Here is a 25,305-nt window from a genome sequence, read left to right as displayed (position 1 = left end):
CGGTCCCGCAAGGGATCCGGGTAAATCTCCGCGTGCGGGATGCCTCGGGCATCACCACCAAAGCTTCAAATCCGGACACGATGTCCGCCGTGCATCCCGCACCCCTCTCATCGCTCCAGGGCGCAAGCCCGTGGAGGGTTTCGCGCTGGGTGCCGTCAACACACGCCACTTCCCCCGGACTTGTTCCGGGGCCGGGGGAAGTGGAGTGAAGAGGCAGAAGAGAAAGCGCGGCTGCGTATCAGTGCACGGGCACAGCGAACTTTGCGAAGGCGGTGGCGACCTGTTCGTAGACGTCGCGTTTCCAGGGGATGATCAGGCCGGGGATTTCCTCGAGGGCGCCCCAGCGCCAGGCGTCGAACTCGACCTCGCCATGCTGTTCCAGGTCGATGTCGCTGTCCGATCCGGCAAAGCGCAGGGCGAACCAGCGCTGCTTCTGGCCGAGATGGCGCTTCTTGTGAAACTTCGGATCCTCGCGCACTTCAGGCGGATAGTCATAGGCCAGCCAGCCGGGGATCTCGCCAATGATGGAGACGCTGGCGGCGGAAATGCCGGTTTCTTCCTCCAGCTCGCGCAGGGCAGCTGTCCGGGCATCCTCGCCCGGGTCTATCCCGCCCTGCGGCAATTGCCAGTTCCAGGGCGGCGGTGTGCCTTCGCGGCGGCCCAGCCAGACCTGGCCGGCGGTATTGAAGAGGGCGATGCCGACATTGGCGCGGTGATGGGGCCAGATATCGTCCGCGCCGGCCATCAGTGATGGCCGCTCGAGGCAGCGGGCGCGTGGTCGTCGGCGCTTGCCGTACGGCGGGGTGCAGCCGATGGCGGCGGGGTTTCGGGCTGGGCCTCGGCGGCCAGCCGGGCTTCCAGGCGCCGCCGCGCCATCACGGCAGAGGGCGGTGCGAGCTGATAGCCGCGCATGTCCAGATTGGCGGCCCAGTCGCGCAATTGCTCGACGGTGGCCGGATAGGCAAAGCCGGTACCCAGGGCGGCGCCGTTCTGGATCGCCAGGGCTTCGAGCGCGAGCAGGCGCTCGTCGATCGAGGCCGGGCTGGGATCCTCGTCGAGAATACGGTCGGCGATGGCGTACTCGACATCGGTCGCATTGGCGGCGGCCTCGATCGTCGAGCGGCGGCCGGCACCGTCATGCAGGAAGGCGACGCCGCGCTGTTCCAGCGTGCCGAAGACCTGGCGCAGGGCGTCCTGGGAGGCCGAGAAACGGGCGCCGAGATAATTGGTCACACCGAAATAGCCCGTTGTACGGCTGAGCAGCCAGGCGAGGCGCCGGCCGTTTTCCTCGGCAGCGCCGTCGGCCAGCAGGGTGTGCGGGCCGGGGTCATTATTGGGATAGTCGAACGGCTCCATCGGCGCCTCGATCAGTACTTCATGACCGGCGGCGCGGGCCCGGTCGATCCAGGCCTGGAGGTTTTCGGTATAGGGCGCAAAGCTGAGCGCGACTTCGGGCGGCAGCTCGTCGATCGCAGCCTGGGTGACGGTGCGGTTCAGCCCCATGCCGCCGACGACGATGGCGATGGTCGGGGCGGCCGGATCGCCGTGGAAGGGCCGGGCATAGGCGCGCGAGGGGCGGGTGCCGTCGGGACCGATCACCGGCAGCAAGCCGCCCGGGCCGGGCTCGGTCAGCCCGGCAATCGGCGCGGCGCGCAGGGCATTCGGATTGGCCTGACCGGTCGACGCAGCGTGTCGGGCCTCGGCATCGGCCGGATCGGATCCGGCATGGGTGGACGGCGTGGCGTGGCCGCCGGCCGAAGCGGCGTTCGGCGTGCCGCCGAAACCGTCCCGCACGCCGGCGAGGCTCGCATCGGCGTGGTCTTCCGGTTCCAGAAAGCGGATCGGACGTTCGTCGGCGCCGTGATCATTGCGCAGGCCGTCATGACCGGCTTCGGCCGTGTGCTGGGGCAGGGTGACCGGCTCGAACCCGCCGCGGGCGGCAGGCGGTGCCGTATTGGCCTCGCCGAACAGGGCGACACCGACAATGACCAGCGAGAACAGACCGGCCGTCGCGAGCCCGGCGATCACGGGCGCGCGGATAGTCAGCAGCGGCTGGGCGTGGCGAAGAACGGCGGTCGTCATGGCTTCGGGCCTGTCAGGCAATTCCACAAGCGTCCGGCAGGGTGCGGACGCATTCGCCGCCTATGTGATCGATTCGGCCGTAAAAAACGGTTAACGGCGCCCCCCTTCCGGAAGGCGCCGCCAACAATTTTGCCATGGCAGGCGGCAGAGCCGCTATTGCAGCGAGGCCTGCTGGCTTTCCATCGTGCCGCGCAGGATCTCCAGCGCCCGGTGGAGCTGATAGTCCTCGTCTTCCGACCAGTCGGCCGGCGGCTGTTCGACAGAGGCGATATCGGTCTCGGCCCGGTGATCGCCATTCTCGTTCTCCAGCGCACCCGGCAGGTCGGCCTCGGAGGCGATTTCCGGCACTTCGTGCTCTTCATCCTCTTCCAGCGCCCAGGCGGAAATCTGGGTGTCCGGAATGATGCCGGTGGCCTGGATCGAACGGCCGGCCGGCGTGTAATAGCGGCCCGTGGTGAGGCGCAGGGCCCCGTCACGGCCGCCGCGCAGCGGGATGATGGTCTGCACCGAGCCCTTGCCGAAACTGGTCATGCCGACGAGTTCGGCGCGTTCGCGGTCCTGCAGTGCGCCGGCGACAATCTCCGCCGCACTGGCCGAACCTTCATTGATCAGCACCACGATCGGGGCGCCGTTCAGCCGGTCGCCCGGGCGGGCATTATAGCGCTGGGTGTCGCGCGGATCGCGGGTACGGGTGGAGACCACTTCGCCACCGTCCAGGAAGACATCGGTCACACCGATCGCCTGGTCCAGCAGGCCGCCCGGATTGTAACGCATGTCCAGGATCAGGCCCGGCAGCGGTGCGCCATATTCGTCCTCGAGCTCGGAGATGCCCTCCTGCACCATTTCCGTGGTGCGCTCGTTGAAGCCGGCGATGCGCATATAGGGCACGCCCTCTTCCAGGCGGGTCGCGACGGTGCGCAGCGGGATGGTGTCGCGCACCAGGGTGACGTCGAACGGATCTTCGTCCTCGCGGGCGACGGTGATGGTGACCGGCTCGCCGACAGCGCCGCGCATCAGGGCGACCGCATCGTCGACCGAGATGCCGACAATGCTCTCGCCGTCGACGGCGATGATCTTGTCATTGGTGCGCAGCCCGGCGCGTTCGGCCGGCGTGTCGGAGATCGGCGAGACGATGGTGATGAAATCGTCGCGGCGCGTCACTTCCATGCCCAGGCCGCCATATTCACCGCGGGTGGAGACACGCAGATCCTCGTAGCTGTCGGGATTGTGGTAGGTGGAGTGCGGGTCGAGCGAGGTCAGCATGCCTTCGATGGCGGCCTCGATCAGCTGGGCTTGGTCGGTGTCGGAAACATAGTCCGACTCCACCCGGCTGAGCACATCGCCGAAGAGTTCCAGCTGGCGGAAGGTTTCCGTGCGATTGTCCTGGCTGCCCTCGGCCGAGACCGCAATGGCCACCGCGCCTACAGCGAAGGCAACCATCGAAGCGAAGACATTGATACGCATGCGAGCTCGCGTCCTTTGAGCGCGATAGTCCTGTATTGGCGAGGTCACCGGCTCCGCAGCCACGGGGCCGGGTCGATCGCCACTCCGTCACGTCGCAGCTCCAGATACAAATCCGGTGCCGGTTGGGACTGGTCGGGCATCGCGCCGACGGGTTCGCCCGCCAGGACACTCTGACCCACGCTGGCATAGGTCACCGCCATGCCAGCCAGTACGATATAGTAGTCATCGCCGACATTGAGTATCAAGAGACCGCCGTATGTGTTGAACGGTCCCGCGAACTCCACACGGGCGTCGAAGGGCGAGATTACCTGCGCCCGCGGCCGGGTCCGAATGAAAATTCCTTCAGAAGCTGTGCCATCTTCGCTCACCTGACCGAAGCCGCGTTCGATCTCGCCGGCGGCGGGCGGGCGCAAGCGGCCCCGCGCATCGGCAAAGCGCAGGGTTTCCAGCGGTGTCACCGGGACGCGGGCGGAGACGAGTTCGCGCGGCGGCCGGATGCGCGGTTCGGGAACGGCGTCCTCGATCTCGCGCCGGCGCGGGCTGACCGTGGGAACCACTTCCGCCATGCGCGACAGCTCGCCGATCAGACTGCGGATCGAGCGGGCGCGCTCGCCGGCGGAGCTGGAGGCTTCCAGCAGGGCCACGGCTTCATTGCGGCGCCGGGCTTCCAGCGCGCGGCGTTCGGCGATCAGGGCCTGCAGTTCGAGACGCTGATCGGCCAGCGTATCCTCGGTCAGGGCAAGCGCCGACTGCTCGCTTTCGATGTCCGCGCGAAGGGTGCGCAATTCCTCCAGCTGGACCGACAGCGCCTCGGCCCGTTCCTGCAAGGCCGGCGCGACCTCCGCCATCAGCGCCGCTGCGCGGGCAGCATCCGCGGCATCGCCGGGTGCGGCCAGCACGGCCGGCGGGGTCTGGCTTTCGATGCGCTGGATCGCCGCCAGCAGGCCGATCAGGGCGTCCCGGTTCTCGCCGAGCCGGGCCAGAAGCCCGGTCTCGCGGGATTGCAGATCATCGAGCGAGGCCTGGGCTTCCAGGGCCGCCTGCTCGCTGGCCCCGACGCGCTGGCCCAGCTCGACCAGCTGGCGCTGCATCAGCGCGACTTCCGTTGCCAGTTCCTCGGCCTGCCTCTGCATCGCCTCGGCACGGGCCGCGGCTTCGCGCTCCTCTTCTTCCAGACGCGCAGCTTCATCCGGATCCGGCAGTACATCGCCAGTCTGGGTCTGCATCAGGGCAAGGGCAGCGATAAGGCTCAGCATGATGCCGGACGCGGGTCAGGGGCCATGGGTTCAGTCGCGGTGATAGGGCGTCCCGGCCAGGATCGAGACGGCCCGGTAGATCTGTTCGGCCAGCATCACACGGACCAGCTTGTGCGGCCAGACGGCAGGTCCGAAAGCGAGCATCAGATCGGGCTGGGGCAATTGGGTGCGGTCATGCCCGTCGGCACCGCCGATGCAGAACACGGCTTCGCGCACGCCCTCATCGCGCCAGCGGGCCAGCGTGCGGGCGAAATCGCGCGAGGTCATCGCCTTGCCGCGTTCGTCCATCAGCACCAGTTTGCAACCGGCGGGCAGGGCCGCGGCCAGCGCACGGCTCTCGTCGCTGGCCGATGTCAGGGACCGGTTGTCGATTTCCTGTTCGCCTGCGGGCCCGAGGCCGATCGCCCGGCCGGTCGCGCTCGCCCGTTCGATATAGGTATCGACGAGTTCGCGTTCGGGCCCGGCCTTCATGCGGCCGAGCGCTGCGATGGTGAGTTTCACCTACTGGGCCGTGGCTTCCGGCGACGCGGTGGCGTCGGGTTCGACGGACCACATCTTTTCCAGATTGTAGAAGCTGCGCACTTCCGGCCGGAACAGGTGGACGATGACGTCGCCGGCATCGATCAGCACCCAGTCACAGGTCTGCAGGCCCTCGACCCGGGCCTTGCCCTGGCCGTGCTCCTTGAGCTTGCGCACAAGGTGATCGGCCAGCGCGCTGACATGCCGCGCCGACCGCCCGGAGGCGACGATCATGATATCGGTGACGGAAGATTTGCCACGCAGGTCGATAGCCACGACCTCTTCGGCCTTGTCGTCTTCCAGCGAGTCGAGAATGAGTGTCTCGAGTTCCTCGACATGCGCGTCATCGCCGGTGACGCGAACTGCAGCGGCCGTTTCTTGCTCTTTACGGCGCGATAATTCCGTAGACAGGGCTGGTGTCCTCTCTGACATCCAAAAACAAACACGTCTTTCATAGCACGCTTTGCCGTCGCGTTCGAGACGCCAATCCGCGCTGAATCAGGCCTTCCGCGTGCTCCGGTGCCGCAGCGCGGTGGAGGAGTGCGGATGATAGGGCTCGGTCAGATAGGTCCAGGCCGGCGCCGTACAGCCGGCCAGGTGCCGGGCCTGGTCCTCACTGAGCCGGTCGCGGGCATGGATCTGCACCGCCGGCGACAGGCGAGCGCGAACCGCATCGGTCGGACGGGACACGACGGCGATCGGATAGCTCGCGAAAATCTCGCGCCAATGGCCCCAGCGGTGGATGCTGGACAGGTTGTCGGCACCCATGATCCAGACAAAGCGCACATCCGGATACCGGCGTTTCAGTGCGCGCATAAGATCGACGGTGCGATTGATCCCGAGGCGGGCCTCGATATCGCTGACCACCATGCGCGGTTCGTTGGCCAGCTCGGCGACGGCATCCATCCGCCGGACGAGATCGCCGGCCTGGCGCTGCTTCAGCGGATTCTGCGGCGAGACCAGCCACCAGACGCGATGCAGGTTGAGGCGGCGCATGGCGGTGCGCGCCACATGCAGGTGGCCGGCATGGGGCGGGTCGAACGTGCCGCCGAACAGGCCGATACGCATGCCCGGGGCCAGGAGTTCGGATTTCAGCGGCGCCGATCTCATGATGCCTCCCGCTCGAGCACGAGATCGTCGACATGGATGAGCGCGGCTGCGCGGCGATAGCCCAGCCGGGTCTCGATCTCCTCGGTGCGGCAACCGGCAATCAGCCGTGCATCGGCCGCGCTGTAGGCGCACACGCCACGGCCGACCAGCGCGCCCTGCGGGCCGAGAATGCGCACCGTCTCGCCGCGCTCGAACCGTCCGGCGACGGAGGTCACGCCGACTGGCAACAATGACTTGCCTGCCAGGAGTGCGGCTGCGGCACCGGCATCGACATGGATTTCCCCGGTCGGGCTTTCCGCGCCGGCGATCCAGCTTTCCCGGGCACTCGATGCGGTCCGGGCCGGGTGGAACCAGCTGCCATGGGAGGCGTCGCGCAGGCTGACCAGCGGATGCGGTGCCGTGCCCAGCGCGATGGCTGTGGCGCAGCCCGAGCGCCCGGCCAGCTCGGCCGCGAGGATTTTCGTGCGCATGCCGCCCGTGCCGACCGCCGCCTGGGCATTGGCCTCGCCGGCCATTGACCGGATGCGGTCGTCGATCACGGGGATATCGTGCAGGCAGGCGGCGCCGGGGTGCTTGCGCGGATCGGCCTCGTACAGCCCGTCGATATCGGACAGCAGGACCAGAAGATCCGCGCCGATCAGCTGGGCAACGCGGGCGGCCAGCCGGTCATTGTCGCCATAGCGGATCTCGTCGGTCGCGATCGTGTCATTCTCGTTGACCACCGGCACCGCGTTCAGCTCGACCAGCGTATTCAGCGTTGCCCGGGCATTGAGCCAGGAGCGCCGGTTCTCGGTGACGTCCAGCGTCATCAGGGCCTGGGCGGCGGTCAGTCCATGCGGTTCGAGCGCTGCATCCCAGGCAGCCAGCAGGCGCGGTTGTCCGGCCGCGGCGGCGGCCTGCTTCTGCTCGAGCGACAGGACGGGCTGGGTGAGGCCGAGGCGCGACCGGCCCAGCGCGACCGCGCCGGAGGACACGATCACCACGCGGCAGCCCCGGGCATGCAATCGAGCGATGTCGTCTGCGATCGCGGTCAGGACGGCAGGCCCGCCCTGCAGCAATGAGGAGCCGACCTTGACGACCAGCGTGCCGACGGCGTCGAAAGCAGGCCGTGTCACGGCGCCCAGCCGTCCTCGCCGGCTTGGGCTTCGCGGGCGGCCTCGATGCGGCGGTCCTCCAGCACGACATCCCAGGCCTTGCCGCAGATCTCCTTGATGCCGGTGCCGGCAACGCCGGAAATCCGCATCACTTTGCGGCCGCTGACCGCTTCGAGTGCGGCCACCTTTTCCGCGATATCGTCCTCGCTCATTGCGTCGATCTTGTTGAGCGCGAGGATTTCCGTCTTCGTGTCGAGCCCGGCGCCATAGGCTTCCAGCTCGCCGCGCACCGTCGTGTAAGCCGCTGCCACGTCTTCCTGTGTGCCGTCGACCAGGTGGATCAGCGAGGCGCAGCGCTCGATATGACCGAGGAAACGGTCGCCGATGCCGGCGCCTTCGTGGGCGCCCTCGATCAGGCCGGGAATGTCGGCGACGATAAAGCGCGAACCCGGGCCCAGATCGACCACGCCCAGATGCGGATAGAGCGTGGTGAAGGGATAGGCCGCGATTTTCGGATGCGCGCGGGAGACGACCGACAGGAAGGTTGACTTGCCGGCATTGGGCAGGCCGACCAGGCCGACATCGGCGATCAGCTTCAGCCGCAGCCAGACCCAGCGCTCCTCGCCGGGAAAGCCCGGCGTCGATTTGCGCGGCGCCTGGTTGGTCGATGATTTGTAGCGGGCATTGCCCTTGCCACCATCGCCGCCGCGGGCCAGCAGAACGCGCTGACCCACTTCTGTCATATCAGCGAGAATCTCTTCCTTGTCCTCGTCGAGGATCTGCGTGCCGGCCGGCACCTGCAGCACCACGTCCTCGCCGCCGGCGCCGGTGCGGTTCTTGCCCATGCCGTGCTGACCGGTATCGGCCTTGAAGTGCTGCTTGTAGCGGTAGTCGATCAGCGTGTTCAGACCGTCCACGGCCTCCACCCACACATCGCCGCCCTTGCCGCCATCGCCGCCATCGGGACCGCCATATTCCACATAGGCCTCGCGCCGGAAGGACACGCATCCCGCGCCCCCGTTTCCGGAGCGGACATAGACTTTGGCCTGGTCGAGGAATTTCATGATGAGGGCTTCTTGGCTGCAGCGTCAGTTTGAACCGGATGTCCATATAGGAAAACCCGGCGAAGATCAGTGGCTTTGTGCGGCGGTGGCTAGACGGCCGCCTCGCGCACCATGTTCAGACTGTTCGCCTTGCCCATGCGGGCCATGGCGAACAGGTTCGCGCTGCTGCCCGTATAGGCAAAGCCCAGCTTTTCCAGCACGCGGCCCGAGGCCGGGTTGTCGTCATAGTGGCCGGCAATGAGGCGGGACGCGCCCAGCGTCTGCGTGCCCAGCTCGACCAGGGCCCCGCCGATCTCGGTGGCAAATCCCTGACCCCACCACGGGCGACCGATCCAGTAACCGATCTCCCAGTCGGCTTTCGGTGTGCGCCGGAACACGCCGCCGCCACCGATCACCTCACCCTCGTGCTCGACCGTGAGCGACTGGTTGCCCTGCGGGGTCCAGGCCGCGCGGGTGATCAGCACCCACATCTCCGCGCTCAGCGACGGGTAAGGGTGAGGAATGCGGGCGGTATTCTTGGCCACATCATATTCGCCGCAATAGCGGGATATGGCGGGGGCATCGTCCAGCTCGGGCAGTCTGAGCAGGCATCTGGCCGTTTCGATCCGGGGTCCCATGGCCGGCGTCTCCGGGGGAAAGAAAAAGGGGAGGCGGTGGCCCGTCTCCCCTTTTCGCGCGTCTGGCGCTTCCGGACCCCGCTCTACGCGGTCGGCCCGGCTATGTCCCGGACCGCCTTACTCGGCTGCGTCGGCAATCGGTTCAACCGATACGAAAGCCTTGCCGCCAGACTTCTTGGCGAACTTCACGCGGCCTTCGGTAAGGGCGAAAAGGGTGTGGTCCTTGCCCATGCCGACATTGGCACCCGGATTCACCTTGGTGCCGCGCTGGCGCACGATGATGTTGCCCGGAATGACCGTCTGGCCACCGAACTTCTTGACGCCAAGGCGCCGGCCTTCTGAGTCGCGACCGTTACGGGACGAGCCGCCTGCCTTTTTGTGAGCCATGGAATAGCCCTCCTATAACGTTACGCGAGCGACTTGGCCGCTTCGATCCAGTTGTTAGCTTCAGCCTTGGCCTTCAGACCGGAGACGGTCTCGTTCAGGCTATCCAGGTCGGCTTCGGTCCACGCCGCGATCTGGGCGAAGGACGTCACACCGGCTTCGTTGAGCTTCTTGGCGAAAGCCGGGCCGACACCGTCCAGCTGGGTCAGGTCGTCATTGCCGGCCTTGGCAGCGGCCTTCTTCGGAGCCGCCTTGGGCGCTTCGGTCTTGGCTTCAGCCTTCGGAGCCGCAGCTTTCTTCGGGGCCGCCTTGGCCTTCGGAGCGGCTTCGGCCTTGTCGGCCGTCTTCGGCGCAGCCGTGGTCGACTTCAGTTTCGTCTTGGCGGTTTCGCCCGGTGCCACGATTTCCGCGATGCGCACGAGCGAGCCCCACTGACGGTGGCCCTTGGTGCGGCGGTAGTTCTGGCGGCGGCGCTTCTTGAACACGAGAATCTTGCGGGCACGGTTGGTGTCCAGCAGCTCGCCGATCACCTGGGCACCGTCGACGAGCGGCGAACCGACCGTGACACCCTTGTCCGAGCCGAGCATCAGCACATCGCCCAGCGCCATCGTGTCGCCGGCAGCGCCGTCGATCTTCTCGATGCGAATTTCGTCTCCGGCGGCGACGCGATACTGCTTACCGCCGGTCTTGATCACTGCAAACATGATCTCTCGATCCTTTTCTGCGACACGTCCGGCCCTTGTCTGGCGGGTCCGGCGGGTCCTTTTTCTTCACTCCGTATGCCCGGAGCGTTGTTCACTGTTTATGGGCCCGCACAGACGGGTCCGTGCGAGCAGGAGCGGGCGTTATACGCATGCGCAGCCAAGAGTCAATGAAATGCGCAGTCACAGCATGCGCAGCGCCATGCTGCGGGCCCGCAGTACTGCCCTCTTGATTTTGTCGGTCCGCTCAGTCAAAACCCCCGCTCCCCGTGCGGAGAGGTGCCGGAGTGGTCGAACGGGGCGGTCTCGAAAACCGTTGTGCCTTTACGGGTACCGAGGGTTCGAATCCCTCCCTCTCCGCCAGCTTTCCCTGTTTTCACGTATGTTGAACGTCCTGGCGCCGGCCACGGCCCGGTCCTGGCGCGTCGGCCTCAGCGGCACTTGTGGCTGTCATTCAGGCGGCTGGCCGCCCCCGTGTCCTTGAGGGGGCAGGCTTCAGGGCGATGAAGCGTGAACACCGCTGGCGCGCGGCCTCGTCTCTTTAAACGACCAGCATCAGCCGTTGCCCGTATGTCGTTTCCAGTTGTCGTATGAAATTTGAACCGCGTGTATCTTTTTTTGTTGACACTGTTCAGCACGATTGCTCTCGTCGTTTGTATAAAGAACGGGAGGCAAGGAATGTCGTTCAGGGGAATCTTAAGGTCGGGAATCGCGCTGGGTGCGCTGGCAATTGGCGGCACCGCGCTCGCTCAGGACGCTGCGCCGTCCCAGCAGGATGAGGATGTGATCGTTGTCACCGGTACCAATATCCAAGGTGCCCGGATCAACGAAGCGCTGCCGGTGACGATTATCGGCGAAGCGGACATTGCCGCGATCGGCGGTGTGGATGGCGAGGATCTGATCCGCGCCCTTCCGGCCCAGGGTAGCGTGCAGTTCCGCACGGACAACAACACCACCAACAACAATGCGCGTGGCGACGTCGCGTCGATCAATCTGCGCTCGATCGGTTCGAGCGGTACGCTGGTGCTGCTGAACGGCCGTCGCGTGGTCAATCACCCGTCGACCCAGGCCGAGCTGTCGACCCCGGTGACGACGACGAATGTGAACGCGCTTCCGGTTGCCGGCATCTCGCGCGTTGAAGTGCTGAATGACGGTGCGTCGGCCATCTATGGCACCGATGCTGTTGCCGGCGTGTTCAACACCATTCTCGATGACGATTACGAGGGGCTCTATGTCCGGGCGCGCCATCTGTTCGCGACCGGCAACGGCCTCGACGAGCAGACGCTGACCGTCAAGGCCGGCGACAATTTCAACGAGGGCCGGACCAATATCTCCATCTCGGCGGAATATTCGCGCCGTGATGGTCTTTTCGCGTCGGAAGTCCCGCTGGCGTCCAGCGAAGACCTGCGGCCCTTCCTCGTGGGAACGAGCTTCGAGGGCGACACGTCCTTCGATAACCGGGCCACACAGTCTCCCTGGGGCCAGTGGACGCTCAACACGACGTCGAGCACGCGGGTCCGTCAGAACGGCACGACGCTGACATCGACTGCGGGTGTGTTTCACTTCCAGCCGACCAGTTTTGCCGGTTGCCGCGCCGATACTGCCGGTGCCCTGTCGGTGCCAAACCTGTGTATCGACGATGGCAGCCTCGATCGCGATCTGCGTTTCGATGGTGCCTATGATCGCTCCATCATCTCGGACCGCAATCGGTTCAACGGCTTTGCTTTCGTCAATCACGATCTGGACAATGGCGTGCGCCTGTATGCCGAGTTCGGCTATTATTACGCGGAAACCCAGTCGACGAACGAGCCGCGCAACGGCATCGCAGCCACCGAGATCTCGGTGCCGGCGAACTACTATTACAACCCGTTCGGCCCGATCACTTTCTCGGACGGTTCGATCAATCCGAACCGCCTGCCCGGTCTGACGAACGTGCCGGCGGAAGGCCTCCCGGTCTTTACCGATGGCGGCCGCTACCGCTTCGTCGATGTCGGCTTCCGGGACATCGAGGTCATTAACACCCAGTGGCGCGCCCTGGGCGGCGCCCGCGGCGAATTCGCCAATGGCTGGGACTGGGACAGCGCGCTGCTCTATAACCGGGCCTACGCGGAAGACACGGCGAACAACTCGGTCTCGCGGACCCTGTTCCAGCAGGCGCTCTTCAACGAAACGCCGAATGTCTACAATATCTTCAATGGCGGCGATCCGAACAATCCGTCGATCGGCGATGCGACCGCCAACTCCCGTGACCTGATCGAACCCTTCCTGGTCGATGTGGTCCGCGAAAGCACGACCGAACTCGCCCTGATCGACTTCAAGGTCTCCAATGGCGACGTCTTCTCGCTGCCGGGCGGTGCCATCGGCATCGCGGCCGGTGTCGAGGCGCGTTACGAGGCCTATGACGAGAACCGGGATGACCGGCTCGACGGCACGATCACCTTCACCGACATGGTGACGGGTGAGGTGAGCCAGACCGACATCTACGGCACCAGCCCGACCCCGGACTCCAGCGGATCGCGCGACGTGCTCGGTGCCTTCATGGAAGCGTCCATCCCGCTGGTCAGCCCGGACATGAACATCCCGCTGGTGGATACGTTCGATGTCCAGATCGCGGCGCGCATCGAGGATTATTCCGACTTCGGCAGCAGCGGTCTCAAGCCGCGTGTGGCGGCTGCATGGCGGCCGTTCGAGGGCCTGATGTTCCGCGGGGCCTACTCCGAGGGCTTCCGGGCACCCAACCTGATCGTCATCAATGAAGGTGTCGACCGGTCGAACGCCCGTGAAGACAGCTATTTCTGCGAAGCCGGCGTGCGCAACGGCACCTTTGCCACCTTCGCCGATTGTACGGGCTTCTCGGTTGGCCGGACGGAACGCCGCTCTGTGGCCGACGATATCGGTCCGGAAGACGACACCAATGTCACCTTCGGCCTGGTTCTGGAGCCGCGCGGCTTCAGCGGGCCGATGAGCTTCCTGAATGCGCTGACGGTCACTGTCGACCGCTGGGAAATCGAACGCCAGGGCGTGGTCGGTGTGTTCGGCGCAGAGAACCACGTTAGCCTCGACTACTTGCTGCGCCTGCAGGGCTCATCCAATCCCAACGTCGTGCGGGACACGCCCGACCAGGATGATATCGACTACTTCACCGCGGCCGGGCTCGATCCGGCGGGTGACATCCTCTTCATCCTGGACACCTACGACAACAATGAAGAGATCGAGGTCGCGGGTATCGACTACGCGATCTACTACGATCTCGAGGATACGCGGTACGGTGACTTCAATCTGAAGATCAACGCCTCCTATCTCGACACCTACTTCATTGCCCTGTCGCCGGGTGCCCAGCAGATCCGGGATGCTGTCGACAGCGGCCTGATTTCCGACGAGATCACAGTCTCCCAGGAAGGCGACATCATCATGCAGGACGGCCAGCCGGAATGGCGGGTCGGTGCCAGCCTGAGCTGGTCGCATCCGAACGGTCTGGGAGCAGGCATCCGTGCCGACTACACGAGCGAGTTCATCGACACCGGGGCCGGTCTGAACCCGGACGGCGATCCGTTCATCGTGGAATCCTGGACCCAGACCAACGCCTATGTGGAGTACGAGTTCGACCGTCAGGGCGCGCTCGACGGTCTGCGTATCCGCGTCGGTGCCAACAATATCTTCGATGAGGACCCGCCGCTTGCCGATGAGACCAATGGCTATGATGCTGCCTATCACAGCATCCGTGGCCGCCAGGTCTATTTCGACATCCGCAAGGTCTTCTAGACAGACGGGCGACGAGAGTGCCGTCAAACACGGCACTCTCGTCCTGTCTGCCGGTCGCAGGAATTGTCGGCCGGGTGAAACCTTGCCGGCTTCGCGTCCAAAGCATATTGCCGTAGCGGATCGCGAACAGGGCGAAAGCGCCGCTCCACAGGGCGGCAGCCATGCCCAGGGCCGGATACTGGAGCGTGCCGAGCAGGATCGGTGCGAACGTGCGCACAAGCGCACCGGCGATAACCAGAAGATAGATCAGGCTGGTCCATCCGTCGGCGGTCCGCGCGCGGCCGGTATGGCCGAGACTGGCGCGGGTCATCACGGCGAGAGTCATCGTGCCCATGGCGCCGGCCGTGAGGGCGTGCAGCGCGGCGGAAGCCGGCACGATCGCCGGCAACAGGACGCCCAGGCCCATCAGCAAAAGCGCGACCGGTACCCAGGCGTAGCCGGCGTGCAGGACGAGGACGAGCGGCTCGGCACCCGTCCGCCAGCCCTTCCAGCGCGCCAGCCGGAGCGTGTGCAGAGCGCCGGCAGCCAACAGCAGGGCGCCGGAAAACCAGTCCTGAGGGGCCAGGACCCAGGCCAGAAGACCGAGACCGGCAAAGAAGAGGGTCGCCCCGTCGAACCGGTCCATCGGTGCGGGCAGGCTGTCGCCGCGGCCCGTCTGCACCAGCCAGTTGCGGGTGAAGCTGGGCACGATCCGGCCGCCGATCAGGGCGATCAGAAGGGTGATGACGGCAATCGCGATGCCCTGCGCCGGGCGCCAGCCGGAACCGGTCGCCAGAGCCAGGTGGAAGCCGGCATTCGCGAGAGCCAAAAGCGCCGCCAGCACGCAGACCGGCAGATTGCGCGTATTGCCGCCGGTGATGACTTCGCGGGCGAGGACCGCGGCGAGCACGATCAGGAAAGTGCTGTCGATCACGGCCGCAATCGGGCCCAGCGCATCATAGGCCAGCATGGCTGCACGGCCGGCGGCCCACAGGCCGAACAGCGTGATCAGGGGCAGCCCCCTTACGGGCAGCCGTCCGGTCCAGTTGGGCACGGCGGTCAGCAGGAAGCCGGCGACGATGGCGCCGATGAAACCGAACAGCATTTCATGGACATGCCAAGCCAGCGCCGGGGCCGCGCCGATCATCGCGTTGCCGGACAGATAGCTCCAGATCCAAAGAGGGGCTGCCAGGGCACCCCAGATCGCGCCGAACAGGAAGAAGGGGCGGAAGCCGAAACTGAACAGGGCGGGGCCGGCATACTCGCGGCGGGCACGGATCGGATCCTGCGGCATGGCGCGTCGGAGGGCGGATTTGTCAATGCTGGGCACGGCGAACCTCGAAGTCTTGGAATTGGGCGCCCAGCTCGGCCATCAGGGCCGTATCGTCGAGCGCGGTCTTTCCCGGCCAGGCCACGCGGTCCGGGGTTCTGCACTCTTGGAGCACGAAGCGCGACACGCCGATTTGATCCAGCGCAAATGCGATGGATCTGAGTGCTGCGGCATCAAGCTTTTCCGGCCAGACCGTGGTGCGGACTTCGTAGGGCACGCCCGAGGCGGCAAGGATTTCCAGCGACCGCAAGGCCTTGGCTCCGGCCGGTGCAACGCTGGTTACGCCGGCATAGTCGGCGAACGGAGCCTTCACATCGAAGCCGACCCAGTCCAGCCGGGACAGGAGCGTCTGCAGCAGGGCAGGTGCCGTACCGGCCGTGTGCAGCGCCACGGCCAGCCCCATTGCACGCACGCGGTCGACAGCCTCTGTGAGTGCCGCCTGCGCCAGGGGTTCCCCCCCGGAGAAGACAACGCCGTCGATGAAGCCGCGCCGCGCCGCGATCGCCGACAGCACCTCCTCGAAATCCAGCATCCGCTCGGCCGTGGCCGGGATGAGATCCGGATTGTGGCAATAGCCGCAGGCCAGCGGACAGCCCTGGCAGAAGACCACGGCAGCAAGGTGACCGGGGAAGTCGACCGTCGAAAACGGTTCGACTCCCCCGATGCGGAGCGGTCGGTTCGCCATGTCAGGCGGCGGTCAGGCGGGCCCGCCGCTCCTCGAAATGCGTGCGCTCCTCGTGTTCGCCACGCTTGCCGGGATTGAAGGCGGCGACCGGCCGGTGATAGCCCATCACCCGGGTCCAGATCTCGCAGGGCTGCCGGTCTTCCTCGGCCAGCACGCTGCCGTCCGGCAGGGCGGCCTGTTTCTCGGCATCGCATTTGGGACAGTGATGATGCTCGCCGGCCAGATAGCCGTGGGTCGGGCAGATCGAGAAGGTCGGCGTGATGGTGATGTAGGGCAGGCGGAAATTCGACAACGAGCGCTGCACCAGGCGGCGGCAGGCCTCGGCCGAGGAGATCCGCTCGCTCATATAGAGATGAAGCACGGTGCCGCCGGTATATTTCGTCTGCATCTCGTCCTGGCGGGAAAGCGCCTCGAACGGGTCGTCGGTGAAGCCGACCGGCAATTGCGAGGAATTCGTGTAGTAGGGATTGGCGTCGGTGCCGGCCTGCAGGATGCCGGGGAAGCGTTTGCGGTCTTCCTTGGCGAAGCGGTAGGTCGTGCCTTCCGCCGGCGTGGCTTCCAGATTGTACATGTGACCGGTGGCGTCCTGGAATTCCAGCATGCGCGCGCGGACATGATCGAGCAGGTCCAGCACCATGGATGCGCCGTTTTCGGTCGTGATGTCGTCCGTGTCGCCGGTGAAATTGCGCACCATCTCGTTGAGCCCGTTCACGCCCAGCGTCGAGAAGTGATTGCGCAGCGTGCCCAGATAGCGCTTGGTGTAGGGGAAGAGCCCCTTGTCCATCAGCGCCTGCACGTATTCACGCTTGATCTCCAGGCTGTCGCGTCCCAGCTCCAGCAACCGGTCCAGCTCGGCGATCAACCCGTCCCAGTCGCCCTGGAAGCGATGGCCCAGCCGGGCGCAATTCACCGTCACCACGCCGATCGATCCGGTCTGCTCGGCAGAGCCGAACAGGCCGTTGCCGCGCTTCAAGAGCTCGCGAAGATCGAGCTGCAGGCGGCAGCACATGGAGCGGACCTGGCCCGGCTTCATGTCGGAATTGATGAAGTTCTGGAAGTAGGGCAGGCCGTATTTTGCCGTCATCGCGAACAGGGCCTGGGCGTTCTCGCTCTCCCAGGGGAAATCTTCGGTGATGTTGTAGGTGGGGATGGGGAAGGTGAAGACGCGGCCCTTGGCGTCTCCGGCCGTCATCACATCGATGAAGGCGCGATTGATCAGGTCCATTTCGGCCTGCAGATCGCCATAGGTGAAATCGGCCTCCTCGCCGCCGATCAGCGGGGTCTGCTCGCGCAGATCCTCCGGGCAGACCCAGTCGAAGGTGAGATTGGTGAAGGGCGTTTGCGTGCCCCAGCGCGAGGGCACGTTCAGCGAATGGACGAATTCCTGCAGTCCCTGGCGCACGGCCTCATAGTCCAGCCCGTCGACGCGCACGAAGGGCGCCATATAGGTGTCGAAAGAGGAGAAGGCCTGGGCGCCGGCCCACTCGTTCTGCAGGGCGCCGAGGAAGTTCACGGCCTGGCCGAGGGCGACAGAGAAGTGCCGCGGCGGTCCGGCTTCGGCCTTTTCGGAGACGCCGTTGAGGCCTTCATTGAGCAGGGTGCGCAGCGACCAGCCGGCGCAATAGCCCGACAGCATGTCGAGATCGTGGACGTGGATGTCGGCCTCGCGGTGGGCCCGGCCGATCGCGGCGGGATAGACCTGGTCGAGCCAGTAATTGGCGATCACCTTGCCGGAAACGTTGAGAATGAGGCCGCCCAGGGAATAGCCCTGATTGGCATTGGCCTTGATGCGCCAGTCGGCGCCGCCGAGATATTCCTCAACGGCGTGGGCCACATCGATCTGAGTGCCCTGGACGGCGGGTTCGCCGTCCAGGGCCGGGGTTGAGTCGAGCATCGGAAACTCCCTTCGCGAATCAATATTTGGTGTTTGCGGTGGAAGTGAGCTCTATATGTAGTGTTTCGTCGAGCTGACAGATGGTCACAGGGACGCCCTGTCGCACCCGGAGGTGAGGGTAAAAAAAGCCCCCCGGCCAGAGGGTGACCGGGGGGCGGATGGAACTGCCGGAACTCCTGGGGAGGCCCCGGCAGCCGGTTGGCGGGTTATTCCGCCGGTGTCGCCACCGGTGCGGGTTCCTCGCGCTGGCCGCGGAAGCCGGCCCAGACCAGGCGGGCCGCAAAGGCCGCCAGGACGAAGGCGCCGGCGCTGAAGACGATGTCTCCGGGCACCCGCATCCAGACGAGGACGTGAATGATCTCCTGCTGCAGGAACTCGGCCGAGCGGGCGTACCAGAGCCCTTCGGTGATCGAGGCATGGGCCTGCAGGACGCCGACCGGGAAGAGGCTCATGAAGACCATCATCGCCAGGCCCCCGTTGAGGAGCCAGAACGACCAGGCGAGCATCTTGTCCGACCAGGCCTGCTTCGCGAACAGGCCGCGGAAGCAGAACAGCATCAGGCCGATACCCAGCAGGCCGTACACCCCGAACAGGGCGGCGTGGCCGTGCGTGGCGGTCAGGTTGAGACCCTGCACATAGTAGAGGGAGATCGGCGGATTGATCAGGAAGCCCAGCAGGCCTGCGCCCACGAGATTCCAGAAGCATACGCCGACGAAGAAATAGAGGGGCCATTTATAGTTCTGGACCCACTTGGCCGCCTTCGTCATGCGATAGTTTTCCAGCGCCTCGTGACCGATCAGGGCCAGCGGCACCACTTCCAGTGCCGAGAAGACGGCACCCACGGCGATGACCGAGGTGGTCGCACCCGTGAAATAGAGGTGGTGGAGCGTGCCCAGCACGCCGCCGGTCAGGAAGATGATCGTGGCAAACAGCACGCCATGATTGGCGGTGCGGGCGCGCACGAGACCCAGCTTGACCAGCAGGAGCGCGATCGCGGCTGTTGCGAAGACCTCGAAGAAGCCCTCCACCCACAGGTGGACAACCCACCAGCGCCAGTACTCGATCATCGACAGGTGGGTGTGCTTGCCCCAGGTCAGGCCGGCGCCATAGAACAGGCCGATGGCGATGGTCGACAGGAAGAGGATCACCGTCAGCGGACGGCCCTCGCCCGGCTGTTTCAGGGCCGGCCAGAGGGCGCGGCCGACAAGCGACAGCCAGATCATCAGGCCCGCGAACAGCAGCAGCTGCCAGAAGCGGCCCAGATCGACATATTCCCAGCCCTGGTGTCCGAACCAGAAATTCATGTCCAGATCGAAGACCTGTTGCACGCCGAGCCATTCGCCGGCCATCGAGCCGACAACGACGACCAGCAGGGCAACGTAGAGCACGTTGACGCCCAGCGCCTGGAATTTCGGCTCCTTGCCGCCCAGTACGGGCGCCAGGTAGAGACCGGTGGCAAGCCAGGCGGTCGCGATCCAGAAGATCGCCAGCTGGGTGTGCCAGGTGCGGGTGACCGCGTAGGGGATGATGTCGGAGATCGGAATGCCGTAGAAGTCATGGCCCTCCACCGCATAGTGCGCGGTGACGGCACCCAGGAAGATCTGCGCCAGGAAGAGGGCGATGACGGTCCAGAAATACTTCCGGGTCGCTTTCATCGAGGCGGTCGGCTTGAGACCCGTGAAGGGATCTTCCTTCGGCGGCACCGGCGCTTCTTCTTCCTTGCGGCCGGCATGCCACCAGACCAGCGCGGCGATGCCCGCGATCAGCAGGATCACCGAGGCGATGGACCACATGATGTTCGGACCGGACGGCGCGTTGCCGACCAGCGGTTCGTGCGGCCAGTTATTCGTGTAGGTGACGTCGCCGTCCGGACGCTGTGTCGTGGTCGCCCAGGCGGACCAGAAGAAGAAGGCCATCATGGCTTCGCGGCGCGCGGCATCCGGGATTGCATTGTTCGCGATCGCATAGTCTTCACGCAGGCCTTCCAGCGCGTGCGCATCGCCGAACAGGTCGACATAGTGACGCGATACCGCTGCGATGGCCGCGGCGCGGTCGTCGCTGATGACGATATGGCCGGTCGTGGGATCATAGGTGTTCTCGCGTTGCGCGGCCTGCAGGCGCGTCTGCAGGCGCGCCTGGTCTTCCGTCGCCAGCGCACCATAGGCCCGGCCGTACTCGGCCTCGGCCCAGCCATCCAGGATCACGAGGGATTCCCGGTGCAGCCAGTCTGCCGACCAGTCCGGCGCGAGATAGCCGCCATGGCCCCAGATCGAGCCGACCTGCTGGCCACCCATGGACTGGTAGACCTGACGGCCGGTCTGGATGTCGTCGCGGGTAAATACGGTTTCGCCCGACCGCGTAACAACGGCGGACGGGATGGGCGGGGCCTGGCGGTGGATCTCGTTGCCCAGCAGGCCAAGCCAGCTGAACGACACGATCAGTATCAACGCCAGGACCGCCCACATCTTTCTCATGGAGCGCTCCTGCATGGTTTTCTCCCTCGGCTTGAGCGTAAGGCCGCGCTCCCGCATGCCGGGAGCGATGATGCAACCTCGATAGCCGAAAGGGTCCGGGCGCGATTTGCGCTCGCGCAATTGGCCGGAATCTCCTGTCAGACAGCGACGGCGTGGCGCGCGGTCGATGTCGGCAGATAGGCGTCGAACGCCGCCGCGACACTGCGCACCAGCGGCCGGTATTCGGGGTCTATCGCCAGCCGGTTGCCCTGGCGCGAGAGGATGCCGGCGTGTTCGAACGCCGACAGGTCGGGCATGTCGAACGCGGTACCGGCTGCAGCCGCGATCGCATCGACATCCACATCGAGGTGGCACATCAGGCGTTCGATGATGGCCCGGCGCAGCCGGTCGTCCGGTGTCAGCGCGTAGCCGCGGGCAACGGGCAGATCGCCGGCCTCCACGCGTCTTTCCCACTCATGATTGTTCGTTGTGTTCTGGATATAGCCTTGCGGCATCCAGCTGATCGCCGAAGCGCCCATGCCGATGATCGCCGTTGCAGCATCGGTGGTATAGCCCTGGAAATTGCGGTGCAGGTTTCCGGTCTCCAGCGCGATCGCCATCGGATCGGTGCGATAGGCGAAGTGATCCAGCCCGATCTGCACATGGCCGCTCCGCGTCAGGGTCTCGGCGATGGCGTCGGCCTGGGCGAGGCGGTCGGCCGCGCCCGGCAACGTTTCGTCGCGGATCATCTTCTGGTGCGGTTTCATGTGCGGCACGTGCGCGTAACCGAACACCGAGAATCGGTCCGGCGCAAACTCCAGCGCGGTTTCGGCGCTGGCCACACATTTCTCGACCGTCTGAAGGGGCAGGCCGTAGAGCAGGTCGAAATTGAGGCCCTCAACGCCGCTGGTCCGCAGCAGGTTCACACAGGCCTCGATGCAATCGCGGTCCTGGACCCGGTTGACCGCCCGTTGCACCTCTTCGTCGAAAGTCTGCACGCCGAGGCTGGCCCGGTTGACGCCGGTCTCGCCAAAGGCTGCGGCCATTTCCGGCGAGAAGATGCGGGGATCGACCTCGACCGCCACTTCCGCATCGCCCAGTACATCGAAACGGTGACGCAGCCGGTCCATGAGCGCGGTAAAATAAGGCGCGGGCAGGTAGGTCGGACTGCCACCGCCCCAATGGATATGACTGACTTTCAGCCGTCCGGGGGTGCGGTTGGCGATCGTGTCGATCTCCTTGAGCAGAACCTCGGCATAGGCCTCGACCGGTGCGAGCCGGCGGGTCGCCTTGGTGTGACAACCGCAATACCAGCACATGGTCCGGCAGAAGGGGATGTGCAGGTAAAGCGAGACCGGCTCGGCCGGGTCCAGCTCGCCCAGCCAGCGAGCAAAGCTGACGGCACCGATATCGGGCGTGAAGTGGGGCGCAGTCGGATAGCTGGTATAGCGCGGTATCCGCTCGCCGGCGTATTTCAGGATCGTGTCGGTTCTCATGTGCGCTGGATAGCCGTTTGGCGCCGGGCACGATTTGAGGTAACGCAAACCTTCTGCAGATGGGGCCGCATCATGGACAAGACTGCCAGGATCGCCATTGTCGAACGCGCCAAACTGTTTGCCGGCCTGCCGCTGGAAACATTGTCGGAGGCGGCCGAGACCGCCCAGGTGCGTGTGGTCGACAAGGGCGATGTCGTCTTCCGGCAGGGCGATGAAGCCGGTCACCATTTCATTGTTGCCTGGGGGCGGTTGCGGCTGGATCAGACGACGCCCGACGGTAAGAATATCGTGCTGCGTTTCATGGGACCCGGCGATCTCGTCGGCTCGGTCGCGGTCTGGCGCAAGGTGCCCTATCCGGCCACGCCGCTCGCGGTCGAGGAGACGCGGCTGCTGGTCTGGAGCGAGGTGCGCATGATGGAGCTGATGCAGGCGCATCCGCCGCTTGCGATGAAGGCCATGAACATGATGGGCGGGCGGATCGAGGAGTTGCAGGAACGCCTGCAACAGGTCGCCACCCAGCAGGTCGAGCGGCGGATCGCCGCGACCATCCTCAAGATCGCCGGCCAGTCGGGCCGCAAGACCGAGGCCGGCGTGGAGATACCCTTCGCCCTGTCGCGCCAGGACTTGGCCGAGATGACGGGCACGACGCTCCACACCGTCAGCCGGACACTGTCCGGATGGATCGATGAAGGCATTCTCGAAGGCCGCCGGTCCAGCCACCTGGTGATCTGCAGGCCGCACCGCCTGGTGGAGATTTCCGAACAGGCCTGAAACAGATCGCCCGTGATTTGCGGCGTGACAAATCCCCTTCCGGCATGGCGGCCATACTGCAGCCGTGTCTGGAAGGAGATTGCCATGAATGATCGGATCGAAACCATGGTCGTCGGCGAGCTGATGACCCAGTGGCCGGACGCGGTTCCGGTCTTCATCCGTCACCGCATGGCCTGTCCGGGATGTGTCATGGCGCCCTTCATGACCGTCCGCGAGGCGGCCCACGAATACGGACTCGATCCCGAGGTCCTTGCGGGCGAGCTGGCGCAGGCGATTGGCGCCGGTGAGAGGCCGGACGCGGCCAGCTAATATGGTATTATTTACCTGAATTTACGAGAGAATATGGCAATTCTTGCGGCGATTGACTTGCAAGAGCGGGCACGTTGGCGCAGTCTGGCGTGCCGGACACGCTCGGCAGGGTTTCTCGCGCCATGGCAGAAAAGACCTTTGCGGAAGGCCAGCTTGAAGCGCTGATCCACACCGCGGTCGATGGAATTCTTTGCATCGACCGTGCGGGCCATGTCAGCCTGTACAATCCTGCATGCGAGCGCATTTTCGGCTGGACGGCGGACGAGGTGCTTGGCCGGAATGTCTCGATGCTGATGCCGCCGCGCTATGCCGAGCGGCATGACGGCTTCATCACCAATTATCTCACCACCGGAACGCCGCGGATTATCGGCATCGGCCGTGAGGTCGAAGGCTTGCGCAAGGATGGCAGCGAGTTCCCGATGGACCTCTCCGTCGGAGAGTTCGAGACCGGCGGGGAAAGCTGCTTTGTCGGCATTGTCCGTGATCTCACCCAGCGCGTTGCAGCCGAACGGCGTCTGCGCGACCTGCAGGCCCAGCTGACGCATATGGGCCGGGTCGGGGCCGTAGCGGAGATGGGTTCGGCCCTCGCCCACGAGCTCAATCAGCCATTGACGGCCATCTCGCTTTTCCTGACGGCGTCGGAACGTTCGCTGGAGGCTGATCCCGCGAAGGCACGGGAATTGTTCGCCCGGGCCCAGGACGAGGCCTTGCGCGCCGGCGAGATCGTGCGCCGCATTCGCCAGATGGTCGAGCCCGGCGATGACGAGCGCCGTGAGGTGCGGCTTGCCGATATCGTCGTCGATGCCGCGGAACTTTGCAGCGTCGTCGATGATGGCGGGCGGGCGCGGATCGATCTGTCCGGCGTCGACGAGACACTGGAAGTCTTCGCCGATCCGACCCAGATCCGCCAGGTCCTGGTCAATCTGGTCAAGAATGCGATCGATGCAACGAGCGAGCAGGACGTACGTCTCATCCGTGTCCGCGTGTCGGCCGGCGATGACGGCTTGGCCGCGATCGAGGTCGAGGACAACGGTCCCGGCATCGCCGACGACCTCGCTCCAAACCTGTTCTCCCCCTTTGTGACAAGCAAGAAGGACGGGCTGGGGATCGGCCTGTCCATCTGCCGGACGATCGCCGAATCGCATGGCGGCAGCCTCGAACTCGTCGAACCGGCACGCCGGGATCGTTTGTCCGGCGCCTGCTTCCGTCTCAATCTTCCCATGGAGTAGCCGTATGCCCGCAGGCGAAATCTCGATCGCCATCACCGATGACGATGATGCCGTCCGCGAAGGGCTGGCGGCGGTACTCGATGGTCCCGGCCGTCGCCTGACGCTGCATGCGCACGGCCTGTCCTTTATCGAACAGGTCGGCGATGCACCGCCCGACATCGCTTTCCTCGATCTGAAAATGCCCCAGCTCTCCGGTCTCGACGTTCTGAGACGCCTGACGCCCGTATCCTTTCCGGTGATCATGATCAGTGCGCATGGCGATATCGCAACGGCGGTCGAGGCGATCCGTCTCGGGGCGCACGACTTTGTCGAGAAACCTTTCAAGCCGGCCTCGATCGAGGCGGCGATGGCGCATGCTCTGGATGCCGGACGCCAGCCGTCCGGTGATGCGGATGCCCTGTTGTCGGGCCTGACCGATCGCGAGCGTGACATTGCCGATGCCCTCAATCGGGGGCTGACCAACAAGGAGGTCGCGCGCGAGCTGGACATCAGTCCGCGCACGGTCGAGATCCACCGCGCACGTGTCTTTGCCAAGCTGAGTGTGCGCAATGTGGCGGAGCTTGTCCGCCTGATGTCGCGCTGACCGCCCGCGATTGATTTCGCGCAAAGCACGCGACGTGTCTCTGCGCTAGAGCCTGTCGGGTCATGACCCCGCTGGCCATCATACTCGTCGAAGCCGACCCGTCCGTGAGCGATGCCTTCCAGGCGTTCGCACAGGCGCTGGGCTTTGCGCTCACGGTCTTCGAGACCGTTGATGCGGCTATTGCTGGCGCGAGACCACCGGGAACCGGCATCATTATTGCCGACCTGGCCACCGACGCGGACATCCGCCGTTTGCTGACTTGGCGCGGCACGCTGAGCGTCTGTCCGGCAATCATCCTGCTGACGGCGCAATCCCCTGCACTGCTCCGCGGCCGGCTGGCTGGAACGCGCGATGTGCAGATCCTGCGCAAGCCGCTCGCCGCGACCGAAATCCTGGACGCCTTGAGGGCCGCCACCGACGGCCGGGGCAGCGCATAGGGGAAATCCCGTACGCGGTGATGCGAATTTTTTCGCGGCGGCCGGTCTGACAAACAAGGGCTCACGAACGCACCACGCCGGAGCCC

General features: G+C 65.4%; 22 protein-coding genes, 1 tRNA gene and 1 pseudogene. 7 read left to right on the top strand and 17 right to left on the bottom strand.

Translation table 11 applies throughout. From position 1 onward, the window contains the following. Positions 1-238: 238 nt before the first annotated feature. From ABJO18_RS07035 to ABJO18_RS06980, 12 genes are all read right to left on the bottom strand, one after another. On the bottom strand, positions 239-745 hold the full coding sequence (locus tag ABJO18_RS07035; RefSeq protein WP_348508879.1) for an RNA pyrophosphohydrolase: 507 nt from the start codon (positions 743-745) through the stop codon (positions 239-241). Beyond that, positions 745-2,082 (bottom strand): divergent polysaccharide deacetylase family protein, encoded by a 1,338-nt coding sequence (locus tag ABJO18_RS07030; RefSeq protein WP_348508878.1) that lies wholly within the window; start codon positions 2,080-2,082, stop codon positions 745-747. Before ABJO18_RS07030 ends, ABJO18_RS07035 begins: the two co-directional genes overlap by 1 nt. A 153-nt stretch (positions 2,083-2,235) precedes the next feature. Beyond that, on the bottom strand, positions 2,236-3,546 hold the full coding sequence (locus tag ABJO18_RS07025; RefSeq protein ID WP_348508877.1) for a S41 family peptidase: 1,311 nt from the start codon (positions 3,544-3,546) through the stop codon (positions 2,236-2,238). 44 nt (positions 3,547-3,590) lie between these two features. Beyond that, positions 3,591-4,802, bottom strand: coding sequence for a peptidoglycan DD-metalloendopeptidase family protein (locus tag ABJO18_RS07020; RefSeq protein ID WP_348508876.1), 1,212 nt, complete (start codon positions 4,800-4,802; stop codon positions 3,591-3,593). 30 nt (positions 4,803-4,832) lie between these two features. Next, positions 4,833-5,303, bottom strand: a complete 471-nt coding sequence (rlmH, locus tag ABJO18_RS07015; protein ID WP_348508875.1) for a 23S rRNA (pseudouridine(1915)-N(3))-methyltransferase RlmH — start codon at positions 5,301-5,303, stop codon at positions 4,833-4,835. Continuing rightward, positions 5,304-5,753: a ribosome silencing factor gene (gene rsfS / locus ABJO18_RS07010; protein ID WP_348508874.1), complete on the bottom strand. Its 450-nt coding sequence runs from the start codon at positions 5,751-5,753 to the stop codon at positions 5,304-5,306. Positions 5,754-5,819: 66 nt separating this feature from the next. Next, positions 5,820-6,431 (bottom strand): nicotinate-nucleotide adenylyltransferase, encoded by a 612-nt coding sequence (locus tag ABJO18_RS07005; RefSeq protein WP_348508873.1) that lies wholly within the window; start codon positions 6,429-6,431, stop codon positions 5,820-5,822. Further along, positions 6,428-7,555 (bottom strand): glutamate 5-kinase, encoded by a 1,128-nt coding sequence (gene proB, locus ABJO18_RS07000; protein ID WP_348508880.1) that lies wholly within the window; start codon positions 7,553-7,555, stop codon positions 6,428-6,430. Before proB ends, ABJO18_RS07005 begins: the two co-directional genes overlap by 4 nt. Beyond that, the gene (gene obgE / locus ABJO18_RS06995; protein WP_348508872.1) at positions 7,543-8,589 is read right to left on the bottom strand and encodes a GTPase ObgE; all 1,047 of its coding nucleotides are present in this window, start codon (positions 8,587-8,589) and stop codon (positions 7,543-7,545) included. The genes proB and obgE overlap by 13 nt, the downstream gene beginning before the upstream one ends. An 89-nt stretch (positions 8,590-8,678) precedes the next feature. Continuing rightward, entirely contained in the window at positions 8,679-9,206 is a 528-nt protein-coding gene (locus tag ABJO18_RS06990) for a GNAT family N-acetyltransferase (protein ID WP_348508871.1), read from the bottom strand. Between the two features lie 117 nt (positions 9,207-9,323). After that, complete coding sequence (gene rpmA / locus ABJO18_RS06985; protein WP_138510969.1) at positions 9,324-9,593, bottom strand: 50S ribosomal protein L27; 270 nt, start codon at positions 9,591-9,593, stop codon at positions 9,324-9,326. A gap of 20 nt (positions 9,594-9,613) precedes the next feature. Then, positions 9,614-10,294 (bottom strand): 50S ribosomal protein L21, encoded by a 681-nt coding sequence (locus tag ABJO18_RS06980; protein WP_348508870.1) that lies wholly within the window; start codon positions 10,292-10,294, stop codon positions 9,614-9,616. Positions 10,295-10,564: 270 nt separating this feature from the next. On the opposite strand from ABJO18_RS06980, the gene ABJO18_RS06975 reads away from it, so the two are divergent. Beyond that, positions 10,565-10,654: transfer RNA gene (locus tag ABJO18_RS06975), tRNA-Ser, on the top strand. A gap of 315 nt (positions 10,655-10,969) precedes the next feature. Continuing rightward, entirely contained in the window at positions 10,970-14,053 is a 3,084-nt protein-coding gene (locus ABJO18_RS06970) for a TonB-dependent receptor (RefSeq protein ID WP_348508869.1), read from the top strand. Positions 14,054-14,159: 106 nt separating this feature from the next. On the opposite strand, the pseudogene ABJO18_RS06965 reads toward ABJO18_RS06970, so the two are convergent. The 5 genes and pseudogenes from ABJO18_RS06965 to hemN form a co-directional block, all read right to left on the bottom strand. Beyond that, positions 14,160-15,326 (bottom strand): annotated as a pseudogene (locus ABJO18_RS06965) (NnrS family protein); the annotation flags it as partial. Between the two features lie 22 nt (positions 15,327-15,348). Beyond that, positions 15,349-16,047: an anaerobic ribonucleoside-triphosphate reductase activating protein gene (locus tag ABJO18_RS06960; protein WP_348509147.1), complete on the bottom strand. Its 699-nt coding sequence runs from the start codon at positions 16,045-16,047 to the stop codon at positions 15,349-15,351. A gap of 1 nt (position 16,048) precedes the next feature. After that, a complete protein-coding gene (locus tag ABJO18_RS06955; protein WP_348509146.1) occupies positions 16,049-17,941 on the bottom strand; it encodes a ribonucleoside triphosphate reductase in 1,893 nt (630 codons plus the stop codon). 206 nt (positions 17,942-18,147) lie between these two features. Further along, entirely contained in the window at positions 18,148-20,415 is a 2,268-nt protein-coding gene (locus ABJO18_RS06950; protein WP_348509145.1) for a nitric-oxide reductase large subunit, read from the bottom strand. 137 nt (positions 20,416-20,552) lie between these two features. Further along, positions 20,553-21,890, bottom strand: coding sequence for an oxygen-independent coproporphyrinogen III oxidase (gene hemN, locus ABJO18_RS06945; protein ID WP_348509144.1), 1,338 nt, complete (start codon positions 21,888-21,890; stop codon positions 20,553-20,555). Between the two features lie 72 nt (positions 21,891-21,962). Between hemN and ABJO18_RS06940 the strand changes: the two genes are divergently transcribed. From ABJO18_RS06940 to ABJO18_RS06920, 5 genes are all read left to right on the top strand, one after another. After that, the gene (locus ABJO18_RS06940) at positions 21,963-22,661 is read left to right on the top strand and encodes a Crp/Fnr family transcriptional regulator (protein ID WP_348509143.1); all 699 of its coding nucleotides are present in this window, start codon (positions 21,963-21,965) and stop codon (positions 22,659-22,661) included. Between the two features lie 84 nt (positions 22,662-22,745). Then, positions 22,746-22,970: a DUF1858 domain-containing protein gene (locus ABJO18_RS06935; RefSeq protein ID WP_348509142.1), complete on the top strand. Its 225-nt coding sequence runs from the start codon at positions 22,746-22,748 to the stop codon at positions 22,968-22,970. A gap of 122 nt (positions 22,971-23,092) precedes the next feature. Beyond that, positions 23,093-24,199, top strand: coding sequence for a PAS domain S-box protein (locus tag ABJO18_RS06930; protein WP_348509141.1), 1,107 nt, complete (start codon positions 23,093-23,095; stop codon positions 24,197-24,199). A gap of 4 nt (positions 24,200-24,203) precedes the next feature. Next, entirely contained in the window at positions 24,204-24,782 is a 579-nt protein-coding gene (locus tag ABJO18_RS06925) for a response regulator (protein ID WP_348509140.1), read from the top strand. A gap of 62 nt (positions 24,783-24,844) precedes the next feature. After that, complete coding sequence (locus tag ABJO18_RS06920; RefSeq protein WP_348509139.1) at positions 24,845-25,219, top strand: hypothetical protein; 375 nt, start codon at positions 24,845-24,847, stop codon at positions 25,217-25,219. Positions 25,220-25,305 lie beyond the last annotated feature (86 nt).

The organism is Maricaulis sp., from assembly GCF_039978735.1.
Taxonomy (GTDB): Bacteria; Pseudomonadota; Alphaproteobacteria; order Caulobacterales; family Maricaulaceae; genus Maricaulis.
Note: the sequence above shows the minus strand (reverse complement) of the source record. Positions and strands in the feature narration are given on the sequence as shown.

Coding starts and splice junctions, on each gene's coding strand:
- ABJO18_RS07035 (WP_348508879.1), bottom strand. CDS start 745: ATGGCCGGCGCGGACGATATCTGGCCCCATCACCGCGCCAATGTCGGC.
- ABJO18_RS07030 (WP_348508878.1), bottom strand. CDS start 2,082: ATGACGACCGCCGTTCTTCGCCACGCCCAGCCGCTGCTGACTATCCGC.
- ABJO18_RS07025 (WP_348508877.1), bottom strand. CDS start 3,546: ATGCGTATCAATGTCTTCGCTTCGATGGTTGCCTTCGCTGTAGGCGCG.
- ABJO18_RS07020 (WP_348508876.1), bottom strand. CDS start 4,802: ATGCTGAGCCTTATCGCTGCCCTTGCCCTGATGCAGACCCAGACTGGC.
- rsfS (WP_348508874.1), bottom strand. CDS start 5,753: ATGTCAGAGAGGACACCAGCCCTGTCTACGGAATTATCGCGCCGTAAA.
- ABJO18_RS07005 (WP_348508873.1), bottom strand. CDS start 6,431: ATGAGATCGGCGCCGCTGAAATCCGAACTCCTGGCCCCGGGCATGCGT.
- obgE (WP_348508872.1), bottom strand. CDS start 8,589: ATGAAATTCCTCGACCAGGCCAAAGTCTATGTCCGCTCCGGAAACGGG.
- ABJO18_RS06990 (WP_348508871.1), bottom strand. CDS start 9,206: ATGGGACCCCGGATCGAAACGGCCAGATGCCTGCTCAGACTGCCCGAG.
- rpmA (WP_138510969.1), bottom strand. CDS start 9,593: ATGGCTCACAAAAAGGCAGGCGGCTCGTCCCGTAACGGTCGCGACTCA.
- ABJO18_RS06980 (WP_348508870.1), bottom strand. CDS start 10,294: ATGTTTGCAGTGATCAAGACCGGCGGTAAGCAGTATCGCGTCGCCGCC.
- ABJO18_RS06970 (WP_348508869.1), top strand. CDS start 10,970: ATGTCGTTCAGGGGAATCTTAAGGTCGGGAATCGCGCTGGGTGCGCTG.
- ABJO18_RS06960 (WP_348509147.1), bottom strand. CDS start 16,047: ATGGCGAACCGACCGCTCCGCATCGGGGGAGTCGAACCGTTTTCGACG.
- ABJO18_RS06955 (WP_348509146.1), bottom strand. CDS start 17,941: ATGCTCGACTCAACCCCGGCCCTGGACGGCGAACCCGCCGTCCAGGGC.
- ABJO18_RS06950 (WP_348509145.1), bottom strand. CDS start 20,415: ATGAGAAAGATGTGGGCGGTCCTGGCGTTGATACTGATCGTGTCGTTC.
- hemN (WP_348509144.1), bottom strand. CDS start 21,890: ATGAGAACCGACACGATCCTGAAATACGCCGGCGAGCGGATACCGCGC.
- ABJO18_RS06940 (WP_348509143.1), top strand. CDS start 21,963: ATGGACAAGACTGCCAGGATCGCCATTGTCGAACGCGCCAAACTGTTT.
- ABJO18_RS06935 (WP_348509142.1), top strand. CDS start 22,746: ATGAATGATCGGATCGAAACCATGGTCGTCGGCGAGCTGATGACCCAG.
- ABJO18_RS06930 (WP_348509141.1), top strand. CDS start 23,093: ATGGCAGAAAAGACCTTTGCGGAAGGCCAGCTTGAAGCGCTGATCCAC.
- ABJO18_RS06925 (WP_348509140.1), top strand. CDS start 24,204: ATGCCCGCAGGCGAAATCTCGATCGCCATCACCGATGACGATGATGCC.
- ABJO18_RS06920 (WP_348509139.1), top strand. CDS start 24,845: ATGACCCCGCTGGCCATCATACTCGTCGAAGCCGACCCGTCCGTGAGC.